Origin of the sequence: Pseudoalteromonas sp. TAE79, from assembly GCF_000498015.1 — a bacterium.
In the GTDB taxonomy this organism is placed as follows: Bacteria; Pseudomonadota; Gammaproteobacteria; order Enterobacterales; family Alteromonadaceae; genus Pseudoalteromonas.
In genome coordinates, this window is the sequence record NZ_AUTL01000286.1 from 1 (window position 1) to 11,451 (window position 11,451).

The window sequence follows — 11,451 nt, forward strand, 5'->3', positions numbered from 1 at the left end:
TCGCGGATAAGCTTTTCGCTTTCTTTTCTCCGGTAATATTAGCCGTTTACCGTTTTCACGTAGTTCTTTTAGCTTTTTAGGGATTGTCCCGGGGCTTCGACCTGAGCACCATAAAAACTCGTCTTGTATCAGGTATAATGCGTTTATGAAACTGATGCGTAATGGCTCCACTTTATGGGCTTTAGCCATCTCTGCCATTTCAAGTCTCACGATATTGTATGACGTCAGAATACCCCAGAGCTCTTGATAAATACCTTCCTGTTTCAAGCTCCGTAGCGCTGGCTTATTAGATAATTGATATTGCTTGAGCTCACCATATCCTCGCTCTATTTCCCATCGTTGCCAATAAACATCGAGTAGCGCTTTCAGCGGGTACTTTTCTGGACAGGCGCATGAGGTGATGAACCCTTTTATTTCACCTTTAGGTGTCGGAATTTGAATAAGCCTTGCTTGCCATGTATCACCTAGGTAAGGGGCTGATTTTTTAGCTTGTGGCGAAATAGGCATTGTTATTAAGTGGTCGTAATCGCTAAATGATTCCGTTATTTCATAGCGCATTTTACTTTTGATGGGCGTAAGCCAATGATGATTTTCGCTAACACCTTGCCAGCTCGTGAATAGTTCAGCCGAAAAGAAACCTTTATCAAATAGAGTTAGTGAATGTTCAGGTGCTGAGCCAACAAGCTGTTGAGCATAATGAATTTCACTTTGAGTAATGGGGCCAAACGCTGCATCGGATATTAAATGCGTTCTTGTCGACATCAAGGTTACAGCAAGTACTGAGGGGAAGTTCGTTGTCGATTGAGCATAGCCAAAATGACGGTTACTCGGCGTATCTTGGGTTTTAAATTGTGTACCGTCAACGCTTAGCAGCTTTAAACCACACACGTCATCAAAAGTTTGCGACTGCTCCCACTGCGTTGCTGTATGTTTAAAAAGGTGTTTCATAGGCGCTGCGCCTAGCTTTTCTTTCCCTTTTATAATACTGCTGGTCGCCAATGGTGGAAGCTCTCCTTTTGCGTCAGGAAAAGCGAGCTCTAGTTTGTCACAGACTTCAGATATTGAGCGGTTTCTTAATAAACCAATTCCTAACACAAGCCAAGCGGCTTGTTCGGCGGGGAAGCGTCGTTTGCGTACAGAGGCTCTTCCTGTTTGGGTAACAGCTTCTTCAATCCACTCAAGGGGAATGTGCTTAGTGAACGAATCAATATCACGATCTTGGCAAAACTCAGTCGTAAGGTGTAATTCTTTAATAAATTCAGACATAAAAATAGGCCACAACTTCTGTTGTAGCCTATTATGAGCCCTTTGAAAGATCGTTCAATTAGCTTAAACGATCTGCATTAACTAATTAGTACGCATTTTTGTTTTAAAATTCGTACTAAAATAGGGTGCAACCAGCCCACTGACTATTCAACCTGTAAACTTTTTTGCACTTATAATTTCCCCTCCAAATGCGTTAAACCCCTTTGTTTTTCTCATCTTTTGAACTTCCTGTTGCCTAGCTAGTTGCTGATTTTTTGTTAATTACCCAATTACAACCTGATTGTTTTTTATACTAAAACTTGCTTGTTGTTCATTTTTTAGCTAATTGTTAATGTGCTGAGCTAATAATAACTCACAGCTTTTTAGTTTTGAGAACACACAATATACACAAACACGTTGTTGGCGCAGCAAAACCAATCAATATTAAATGAGATTGGCTAAAAAAATAAAAATAACGAATTGGCGTTTAAGCCGTATGCCTCTTCGCTTTGCATTCGCAATAGCATCAAAGGAGCCACCACATGGGTAAACTGACCTCTACCTTGTGGCTTATATTATGTGTTTTTTCGCACCCAGTTTTGGCTAACAGCCAATACAATATGCGCAAAGGCGTAACCGATATAAGCAATAATGTATATCAGCTGCACATGACCATATTTATAATATGTTGTGTGATTGGGGTGATAGTGTTCGCAATTATGTTCTGGGCACTTATTCATCACCGTAAATCTAAAGGGGCTGTACCTGCCCAATTTCACGAAAGCACTAAAGTAGAAATACTTTGGACTGCAATTCCGTTTGTTATTTTAATTGCTATGGCAGTACCAGCCACTAAAACCCTAATTGCAATGGAAGATGCCAGCAAAGCTGATCTCACTATTAAAATTACAGGCTCACAATGGAAATGGCATTATGAATATATGGGCGAAGATGTAGAGTTCTACTCTATTTTATCTACCCCGCAAGATGAAATCGCTAATCTTGCAGATAAAAATCCTAACTACTTACTTGAGGTTGATAAGCCTCTTGTACTGCCAATAAATCAAAAAGTACGATTTTTAATGACTTCTGACGATGTTATTCACTCTTGGTGGGTACCTGATTTTGCAGTTAAAAAAGATGCTAACCCCGGCTTTATAAACGAAACATGGACGAACATAAACGAAGAAGGTACTTACCGAGGCCAATGTGCTGAGTTGTGTGGTAAAGACCATGGCTTTATGCCCGTTGTGGTGGTCGCTAAATCTGAGGCTGATTTTAAAACATGGCTTGCAGATGCAAAGCAGGCTAAACAAAAAGCAGCATTAGCAGATGCCGCATTACTTGATAAAACCCTCCCAAAAGAAGAGTTAATGACTTTAGGCGAACAAGTATATATGGCTAATTGTGCTGCATGTCATCAACCTACTGGCATGGGGTTACCGGGCGTATTTCCTGCACTTAAAGGCAGCCCGATAGTGCTTGGCGATATGAAAGATCACATTGATGTAGTTATCCATGGACGACCTGGTACGGCAATGCAAGCATTTGCCAAACAGTTATCTATAAAGCAATTAGCAGCGGTTATTACTTATAAACGTAATGCGTGGGGTAATGATACGGGTGATGTTATTCAACCGAGTCAAATACAGACAGCACTTGATGCCAAAGTGGAGGCGAACTAATGAGTAGCATAGTAGAACAACCTAACGCCAATGAAGCTCATCATGCTCATCACCCAGCTAAAGGTTTTAAACGCTGGCTTTACACAACTAATCATAAAGATATAGGTAGTTTATATTTAATTTTTTCGCTGACCATGTTCTTAATTGGTGGTGGAATGGCCATGGTGATCAGAGCTGAATTATTTCAACCAGGTTTACAGTTGGTCGACCCTCACTTTTTTAATCAAATGACCACAGTGCATGGTTTAATTATGGTGTTTGGTGCGGTTATGCCCGCCTTTACAGGCCTTGCTAACTGGATGATACCACTTATGATTGGCGCGCCAGATATGGCATTGCCAAGAATGAATAACTGGAGCTTTTGGATTTTACCGTTTGCGTTTTTAATCCTATTGGCATCGTTATTTATGCCTGGTGGGGGTCCTGCATTTGGTTGGACTTTTTATGCACCACTGTCCACAACATACAGTAATGATAATACTGCATTGTTTGTATTTGCCGTACATATTATGGGAATTAGCTCAATAATGGGCGCAATCAATGTGATTGTAACCATAGTGAACTTACGTGCCCCCGGCATGACATGGATGAAGTTGCCCTTATTTGTATGGACGTGGTTAATTACTGCCTTTTTATTAATAGCGGTAATGCCAGTGCTTGCAGGGGCTGTCACTATGGTACTTACCGATAAGTATTTTGCGACCAGCTTTTTTGATGCCGCAGGCGGTGGCGACCCGGTGATGTTCCAACACATTTTTTGGTTTTTTGGTCATCCCGAAGTATACATAATGATTCTTCCTGCCTTTGGCATTATATCTACAATAGTACCTACCTTTTCTCGTAAAAAACTTTTTGGCTATGCCTCAATGGTATACGCCACATCCTCCATAGCACTATTGAGCTTTATTGTATGGGCTCATCATATGTTTACTACTGGGATGCCGGTAGCTGGCGAGTTGTTTTTTATGTACGCGACCATGCTTATATCGGTACCTACAGGCGTAAAAGTATTTAATTGGGTTGCCACAATGTGGAAAGGCTCAATAACTTTTGAAGTGCCAATGCTTTTTAGTATTGCGTTTATTGTGCTGTTTACCTTAGGTGGTTTTTCGGGATTGATGCTGGCAATTACACCTGCTGATTTTCAATATCACGATACTTATTTTGTAGTGGCGCACTTTCATTATGTATTAGTAACAGGGGCTGTATTTTCGATAATGGCAGGTGCTTATTATTGGCTGCCTAAGTGGACGGGCAATATGTTTAATATCACATTGGCTAAATGGCATTTTTGGCTATCGCTGGTGAGCGTGAACGTACTGTTTTTTCCTATGCATTTTGTAGGGCTTGCCGGTATGCCGCGTCGAATTCCCGATTATGCTCTTCAATTTGCCGACTTTAACGCAATCATAAGTATTGGTGGGTTTGCCTTTGGTTTATCGCAATTGTTGTTTGTAGCTGTGGTAATTAAATGCGCGCGTGGCGGTGATAAAGTGCCTGCAAAAGTATGGGAAGGGGCAGAAGGCCTTGAGTGGGAAGTTGACTCTCCAGCGCCATATCATACTTTTTCTACGCCGCCGGTTATTAAGTAATGACACACGCACCGCTACTCAAACGTTTGGTACTTATTTGCATAGGCATGTTTGCCTTTGCCTTTGCCTTAGTACCTTTGTATGACGTGTTTTGTGATGTAACAGGGCTTAATGGAAAGCCTTCGCTTGAGCAAGCAGAGCAAAGTACACAAATAGTACAAAACCGAGAAGTCGGCGTTAGCTTTACTACTCACGCCCAAAGTGGTGCACCGTTTGAAGTTAAATCAAAAGAATACAGTGTAGTGGTAAAACCCGGTGCAATGCGTGAAGTAATGTTTAGTGCAAAAAATAACAGCAACCTAGATAAAGTAATGCAGGCTGTACCATCAGTCTCACCAGGTAAAGCGGCAAAGTATTTACATAAAATAGCCTGTTTTTGCTTTGATCAGCAACCTCTAAAAGCAGGGGAAGAGCTTGAATTTAAATTACTTTTTTATGTTGATACCGCATTGCCAAGCGACATTGAAGAATTAACTTTATCTTATACCGTATTTGATATTAGTGAACAGCTGGTGGCAAGTAATAACTAGCTTTTTAAACTAGTGTGAAACTAGGAGTAAATAAAATGAATCAAGAATATGAGCATTATTACGTACCTGAGCAAAGCCCGTGGCCTATTGTAGGTGCTGTTGCATTGTTTTTTATTGCAGTAGGGGCAGGCTTGACTGTTATGAGTGTAGGTAAAGAAGGTGGTAGCGGGGTTTATCTGCTTTATGCCGGTATTGCTGTGCTTGTGTATATGTTGTTTAGCTGGTTTAAAAATGTAATTAGTGAATCGGACAAAGGTTTGTACTCAGCACAAATGGATCGCTCTTTTAGGCAAGGTATGAGCTGGTTTATTTTTTCTGAAGTGATGTTTTTTATGGCCTTTTTTGGTGCGCTTTTTTATGCACGCGTATTGTCGGTACCTTGGCTTGGAGGCGCAGGCAATAATGCAATGACCAATGAAGTATTATGGCCAACTTTCGAAGCTGTTTGGCCGCTAGTTTCAACACCTGCTGGCGAAACTACTCAGGCTATGGGCTGGCAAGGCTTACCACTTATAAATACCTTAATACTGCTTACTTCCTCAGTTACTTTACATTTTGCCGACGTAGCGATGGAAAACAATAAACGTACTCCACTTAAGGTTTTTTTAGGCGCTACTATTTTATTGGGTGTTTGCTTTTTAGGGCTGCAAGTTGAGGAGTACATGCATGCATATAATGACCTTAATCTAACGCTAGATGCGGGTATTTACGGTAATACGTTCTTTTTATTGACTGGTTTTCATGGCATGCATGTAACGCTAGGAACCGTACTTTTATTTGTAATATTTTTACGGATATTAAAAGGGCACTTTACTAAAGATAAGCACTTTGCTTTTCAAGCAGCTGCTTGGTATTGGCACTTTGTTGATGTGGTGTGGCTGTGTTTGTTTGTATTTGTATATGTGCTGTAGCGTTTATTGGCGAATTATTTGCTTTAATAAAACCAAGTTTAAGCGCTGCAATAACAACAACTAAAACAACGACCGAAAACAATACGCGACGACCTAAAAAGTGAGACATAGGTCGTCCCCCTGTTTTCCCTGACACCATAATAAACAATGCTCTAAATAAGTTAAAAAGTATAAATATTAACAACAGTACGATAATAATTTTAATAATCACTGAGTTGACCCTTTATGCAGTTAGTTTTACGGCACAAACAAAAGCTTAGCTCACTAATCACACTTTGTATGGTTGTGGTTGTTGTACTTGTGTGTGTGCGATTAGGGTTTTGGCAGTTGGAGCGAGGTGAGCAAAAGCAGCAACAACTAACCGCCATAGCTAAGCAACAGACTCGTGGTGTGATGAGCTGGTCTCAATTACTTAACTTGCCTGATAGCTGGAACAAAACTGGTGTATTGGTTGAGTTAAAAGGGCGGTTTGTACAAAACCAATATTGGCTTTTAGATAATCAAGTTTATAACGGACAAGTAGGGTACGACTTACTTGCTTTACTAAAGCCAGACACCGAAGAAAAAGTGATTTTAGTTAATTTAGGATGGGTAAAAGCGCCTATATCTAGAGATACCCTGCCAAAGGTTGCTCTGCCTACAGGTGTTTTTATTCTTAAAGCGCAAATAAAAGAAAATAACCTAAGTAGCTTTACGCTTGAAGATAAAACTACAAATAACGACTTACCTACAAGAATCCAATCTATAGACTTGAATATGCTGAGCACTCAAAGCCAGCAATCATTAATTAATTTTATGGCTTACAGACAAGGTACTGGTGATGAGATTGCAACACCTCATTATGAGGCCGTTGTTATGAGCCCTCAAAAGCATAATGCCTACGCTGTGCAATGGTTTTTAATTGCTGTTGCATGTGCTGTTGTGGCTATTTTTGCGAGTAAAAAAAGGACACATAATGAAAAATAATCCCCTTTTGTTGTTTGTGGGTTGCTGCGCTATCCCATTAATTTTGGCATATGGCGCATTAAAGTTTGATTGGTTGCCTACTGCAATTACTAATAATGGCGAGTTTTTAAGCCAAGAAATAAAACTTAAAAATTGGCCGAAAAATAATCCCAAACAATGGACTATCGCACTTAATTATTCAAACGAATGTAACACCCCATGCAGCGAACAACTCAATGCACTTAATAACTTATATGTGGCACTTGGTAAAAACCAAGGCAAGGTTGATATGGCTGTAATGGGAAGTCCCGACAATAAAAATCTACCATGGAAAATTATTACCGAGCAACAGAGTTTAAATCCTGCAAGTTTATATTTAATTGATCATATGGGGTTAGTGGTACTTGAATATCCCTTTAAGGTCCAGCCACAAGAAAACCGTTTAGTACAAAAAGGGTTATTAAAAGATCTAAAAAAATTACTTAACTATTCTCGTTCTAGCTAACTAAGTTGAGCTTAAGTTGGAGTATCTGATGTATAAAAATTATAAAAACTTAGTATTAATAACAGGATTACTCGCTTTGATTGTAGTTGCTTTAGGTGCGTACACCCGCTTAAGTGATGCAGGATTAGGGTGCCCCGATTGGCCTGGTTGCTATGGCTTTTTAACGGTACCTAAGCATGAGGCTGACATAGCCTTAGCAACTCAAAGCTACCCCGATATGATGTTCGAAACCGCAAAAGCGTGGAAAGAAATGATTCATCGCTACTTTGCAGGTGCTTTAGGCTTACTTATTTTAGGTTTATTTGTGTTGGCTTTTTTAAAACGCCAATATCCAACTACGCCAGTTAAATTGCCTTTGGCTTTACTTCTACTCGTGGTATTTCAGGCTGCCCTTGGTATGTGGACAGTAACCATGAACCTTCAGCCGCTTATTGTAATGGGCCACTTATTAGGTGGCTTTAGTATTTTGTCACTTATAACGCTTTTATATTTACGGCTAACCGCAAAACCTATTATGGGTGGCGATAGCGGCGCAAAACGCTATTTTGGTTTAAGTTTAGTAGCGCTCAGTGTATTGATTATCCAAATTGCACTAGGTGGTTGGCTGGCTGCAAATTACGCCGCTCCTCATTGTAGTGGTTTGCCATTGTGTAATTACGCACAACCGTTTTCATTGAGTAGCGTATTTCAATTACCACTTGAGCACAGTAATTATGAGTTTGGTGTGTTATCGCAGCAAGCGCGTATGTCTATTCATTTATTACACCGCATTTGGGCACTGGTTACTTGCATCGTTCTGGCGCTAATTATGTGGAAAATATACAGCCAAGCGTACTCTAAAAAAATTAAAAATTGCGTGGTGAGTGTATTACTTGTTCTGCTTTGCCAAATTAGCTTAGGGCTTATTTTAGTACATTGGCATATTCCGTTGGGAGTTGCATTGGCGCATAACTTGATGGCTGCCATACTATTATTAAGCATGGTTAGGTTGTGTTATTACCTAAAATCACGCACATAAAGGGGAAATATAATGGCACTTATAATTGATAAAAAAATACTGCTACCCGTTAATGCTCAATCGCTAATTTCGCGTACTCATAATTTGCTGCAAGACTACTTAGCAATTAGTAAATTTAAAGTGGTAGCCATGCTGGTACTAACAGCTTGGGTTGGTTTAGCGCTGGCTCCTGATGTAGGGCGAGGTATGGCTGTACAGTTTATTAGCTTGTTAGGTATAGGGCTACTTTCTGCTGCTGCAGCGGTTATTAATCATGTGGTTGATAGTGAGATAGACTCAAAAATGGCAAGGACTCGTCATCGCCCTGTGGCTAAAGGGCGTTTAAGTAAAACACATGCGCTTAGTTTTGCAGCTGTTATTGGGGTTGCGGGTTTTATTATGCTGATGGTGTGGGCTAATACCTTAACCGCTATATTAACGTTATTTGCATTGGTAGGTTATGCATTTGTTTATACATCATTTTTAAAGCGTGCTACACCGCAAAATATTGTTATAGGTGGGTTGGCTGGCGCAATGCCTCCATTATTAGGTTGGGTGTCAGAAACAAACCAAATGGCAGCAGCCCCTTGGTTACTTGTAATGATAATATTTACCTGGACTCCGCCACACTTTTGGGCGCTGGCTATAGCACGAAAAAGTGATTATGAACGCGCTAAAATTCCTATGTTACCAGTAACCCATGGTATCGATTTTTGTAAAACCTGCGTTGTTGCTTACTCTGTTTTACTCGCTGTAGTTTGCGTATTACCTTATTTAATTGGTATGTCTGGATTAATATATTTAATAGGTGCGTGTGTATTAAATGCTGTGTTTATATATAAAGCCGTCAAATTAAAAATTGCTGGAAATGATGAGACTGCAATGGACTTATTTCGTTTTTCGATTATTCATTTAATGGTACTCTTTGTAATCTTATTTATAGATAAATGGCTCCCTTTATGAAGCAGTTATGGCTTGGATTAATTGTTGTTTTAGTTTTGTTTTTATCATCATGTTCAAACGAAAATAGTCCGCCAGATGTAGATGCATTAGTTTACGAAAATGCAAAGCCACTGTCTGATTTTACGCTAAACGATCAGCGCGGCGAATTAGTGACTAAGCAACAATTTTTAGGACAGTGGAATTTAGTATTTTTAGGCTATACAAGCTGTCCAGATATTTGTCCATTAACACTTGCTAAGTTAAATGCTGTTTATAAAAACTTACAAGCAGATTATCCGCTGCAAATTTGGTTTTTATCGGTTGATCCAAAACGCGATACACCAGCTAAACGAAAGCAATATATAGATTACTTTAATCCTGACTTTTTAGCTGTATCAGGGGAACATAAACACCTTTTTCCTGTTGTTAGAGAGCTTGGTTTAATTTACGCGATTAGCGATAGTAGTGAATCAGAATATGCAGTTGATCATAGTGCTTCGGTCGCTATGGTTGATCAAAATGGAGCCGTTAGAGCTATTTTTAAACCAGAATTTAAACAAGGTAGCGTGCCATTAATTAATGCGACGACTTTAACGCAAGAGTTTAAAAAAATAGCCGATTACTACAAAAACTAGTTTTTTACTTTTTACCAATTTGAAAGGAGCTTTAGGCTTAATGCCAGTCAGTTAAGCTGACTGGCATCTTTCTTTTTATGGGGATACTTAGATGGTTTTGGCTTAACCCATCGGGGATATCTTCTATCTTCTCGTCTAGCTGGAAGCTTAAATAAGACCAGTGTATCGAGTAAGTGCTGCCAGTGTATTGGAATGTTCCCTGGGCTCATTATAGATACTGACGAGAAATACTGAATGACAGCCATCGAACTGCTAGAGAAACTAAGCTGGTTAGGCCATATCCCTGTGACTGTCGCCGCCATCGTCATTATTCTTCGTATTAAATTATAGGCGAGTAACACGGCCCATAGCTCCTGACGCACCATGTCTGGACGCTTACTTCTTAAATGGTATGCGCTATCAAGCATGGTTTGTTTGATTTCTCTAAACCCAAGTTCTATCTCCCAACGATGACAATATAATTCAACAATTTCATTACCTGGATAACGCAATCTATCCGTCATCGAGGTTAATATACGGTAGCTTTTGCCCTTTATTGTTTTGCTGATTAATCTCGCTTTAATCGTTTCAGGAACATCGGGAAAGTTTTTTTGTGCATGCTTTGTTGTTTTCAATTCAATGATATGGTCATTTTTACCCGCGCTGGAGATGATTTCATACTGTAAGTCGGGCCTTGCTGGTATCAACCAGTGCCTCATCTCCCCAGTTTGGTGCCAACGGTTTAACAGGCCTAAAGAATAATATCCTTTATCAAACATAGTCAGTGAATTATCTGGTGTACGTTCAATTAAACGCTCAGCTAATTTCATCTCGTTGGTTTTATAGTTATCAAACTCGCTACTGAGAAGTTGATGGCTGGTCAATTCCATATGACAGACCATGCGTATTTGAGGAAAGGCTGTATCACCGTATTGGTTGCTACCTGAAGAGAAGGCTTTACGATTATCAGGCGTGTCGGCTGTTCGCCACACAACACCGTCAACAGCTAATAGGTTCAAACCATTCCATGTTTCGAATGACTGTTGCTTATACATTGATTGAGCAGATTTATTGAAAACGTGTTTAACGGAATCATCACCTAACCTTTGTCTCGCCTGTACCATCGCACTTGGAGCAACGAGTGGGTTCTTGCCAGGTAACATGATATCTAGCTTATTAGCGATATTCCAAACTGATTCTTTTCGAAACAATGCCATGCCAATAACTGACCACAAAACGGCTTCAAGCGGTAATCTTCGCTTACGAACGGTTGCAATCCCTGCTTGTTGAAAACCTTGTTCAATGATTTCAGGGTCAAGAATTTCTGATAATTTTTCAAAGGTATGGTATCGGCTGCTTTCTTCAAGTGTTGCTTGCAGTGCTTGTTCTATATTCACAAAAAATCCGTAGTTAGTTTCCTAACTACGGATTTTGCATGATCGTTTGGATCGGTCAACCGGTCATTTTCTTAACTGATCGGCATTA

At 39.9% G+C, this 11,451-nt stretch carries 12 protein-coding genes; 9 read left to right on the forward strand and 3 right to left on the reverse strand.

The window, feature by feature from the left end; genetic code table 11:
- On the reverse strand, positions 1-1,266 hold a 1,266-nt coding region (locus L655_RS0123520; RefSeq protein WP_024606462.1), incomplete at its 3' end, for an IS4 family transposase.
- 521 nt (positions 1,267-1,787) lie between these two features.
- Here L655_RS0123520 and coxB point away from each other — a divergent pair.
- The 4 genes from coxB to L655_RS0123540 are packed head-to-tail and all read left to right on the forward strand — an operon-like array spanning position 1,788 to position 5,963.
- Positions 1,788-2,930 carry a cytochrome c oxidase subunit II gene (gene coxB / locus L655_RS0123525; RefSeq protein ID WP_024606463.1) on the forward strand — a complete coding sequence of 381 codons (1,143 nt, stop codon included), beginning with the start codon at positions 1,788-1,790 and terminating at the stop codon, positions 2,928-2,930.
- Positions 2,930-4,522: a cytochrome c oxidase subunit I gene (ctaD, locus tag L655_RS0123530; RefSeq protein ID WP_007584944.1), complete on the forward strand. Its 1,593-nt coding sequence runs from the start codon at positions 2,930-2,932 to the stop codon at positions 4,520-4,522. The genes coxB and ctaD overlap by 1 nt, the downstream gene beginning before the upstream one ends.
- Positions 4,522-5,052: a cytochrome c oxidase assembly protein gene (locus tag L655_RS0123535; protein WP_002959612.1), complete on the forward strand. Its 531-nt coding sequence runs from the start codon at positions 4,522-4,524 to the stop codon at positions 5,050-5,052. Before ctaD ends, L655_RS0123535 begins: the two co-directional genes overlap by 1 nt.
- 35 nt (positions 5,053-5,087) lie before the next feature.
- Complete coding sequence (locus L655_RS0123540) at positions 5,088-5,963, forward strand: cytochrome c oxidase subunit 3 (protein ID WP_024606464.1); 876 nt, start codon at positions 5,088-5,090, stop codon at positions 5,961-5,963.
- On the opposite strand, the gene L655_RS1000000128570 is transcribed toward L655_RS0123540, so the two are convergent.
- Entirely contained in the window at positions 5,866-6,174 is a 309-nt protein-coding gene (locus L655_RS1000000128570; RefSeq protein ID WP_076915320.1) for a DUF2909 family protein, read from the reverse strand. The genes L655_RS0123540 and L655_RS1000000128570 overlap by 98 nt on opposite strands.
- Positions 6,175-6,188: 14 nt before the next feature.
- Between L655_RS1000000128570 and L655_RS0123545 the strand changes: the two genes are divergently transcribed.
- The 5 genes from L655_RS0123545 to L655_RS0123565 are packed head-to-tail and all read left to right on the forward strand — an operon-like array spanning position 6,189 to position 9,987.
- The gene (locus L655_RS0123545) at positions 6,189-6,929 is read left to right on the forward strand and encodes an SURF1 family protein (protein ID WP_024606465.1); all 741 of its coding nucleotides are present in this window, start codon (positions 6,189-6,191) and stop codon (positions 6,927-6,929) included.
- Positions 6,919-7,413, forward strand: coding sequence for a hypothetical protein (locus tag L655_RS0123550; RefSeq protein WP_024606466.1), 495 nt, complete (start codon positions 6,919-6,921; stop codon positions 7,411-7,413). Before L655_RS0123545 ends, L655_RS0123550 begins: the two co-directional genes overlap by 11 nt.
- 28 nt (positions 7,414-7,441) lie before the next feature.
- The gene (locus L655_RS0123555) at positions 7,442-8,431 is read left to right on the forward strand and encodes a COX15/CtaA family protein (RefSeq protein ID WP_007584952.1); all 990 of its coding nucleotides are present in this window, start codon (positions 7,442-7,444) and stop codon (positions 8,429-8,431) included.
- A 12-nt stretch (positions 8,432-8,443) separates the two neighbouring features.
- Positions 8,444-9,373 (forward strand): heme o synthase, encoded by a 930-nt coding sequence (gene cyoE / locus L655_RS0123560; RefSeq protein WP_024606467.1) that lies wholly within the window; start codon positions 8,444-8,446, stop codon positions 9,371-9,373.
- Positions 9,370-9,987 carry an SCO family protein gene (locus L655_RS0123565; RefSeq protein WP_024606468.1) on the forward strand — a complete coding sequence of 206 codons (618 nt, stop codon included), beginning with the start codon at positions 9,370-9,372 and terminating at the stop codon, positions 9,985-9,987. Before cyoE ends, L655_RS0123565 begins: the two co-directional genes overlap by 4 nt.
- A gap of 47 nt (positions 9,988-10,034) precedes the next feature.
- Here L655_RS0123565 and L655_RS0123570 read toward each other — a convergent pair whose 3' ends face one another.
- Positions 10,035-11,357, reverse strand: coding sequence for an IS4 family transposase (locus L655_RS0123570; RefSeq protein WP_198925100.1), 1,323 nt, complete (start codon positions 11,355-11,357; stop codon positions 10,035-10,037).
- Positions 11,358-11,451 lie beyond the last annotated feature (94 nt).

Bases quoted from the DNA above. Each gene is read 5' to 3' on its own strand.
- L655_RS0123565 (WP_024606468.1), top strand. From the start codon at position 9,370: ATGAAGCAGTTATGGCTTGGATTAATTGTTGTTTTAGTTTTGTTTTTA.
- L655_RS0123545 (WP_024606465.1), top strand. From the start codon at position 6,189: ATGCAGTTAGTTTTACGGCACAAACAAAAGCTTAGCTCACTAATCACA.
- L655_RS0123535 (WP_002959612.1), top strand. From the start codon at position 4,522: ATGACACACGCACCGCTACTCAAACGTTTGGTACTTATTTGCATAGGC.
- L655_RS0123550 (WP_024606466.1), top strand. From the start codon at position 6,919: ATGAAAAATAATCCCCTTTTGTTGTTTGTGGGTTGCTGCGCTATCCCA.
- L655_RS0123540 (WP_024606464.1), top strand. From the start codon at position 5,088: ATGAATCAAGAATATGAGCATTATTACGTACCTGAGCAAAGCCCGTGG.
- cyoE (WP_024606467.1), top strand. From the start codon at position 8,444: ATGGCACTTATAATTGATAAAAAAATACTGCTACCCGTTAATGCTCAA.
- L655_RS0123555 (WP_007584952.1), top strand. From the start codon at position 7,442: ATGTATAAAAATTATAAAAACTTAGTATTAATAACAGGATTACTCGCT.
- ctaD (WP_007584944.1), top strand. From the start codon at position 2,930: ATGAGTAGCATAGTAGAACAACCTAACGCCAATGAAGCTCATCATGCT.
- coxB (WP_024606463.1), top strand. From the start codon at position 1,788: ATGGGTAAACTGACCTCTACCTTGTGGCTTATATTATGTGTTTTTTCG.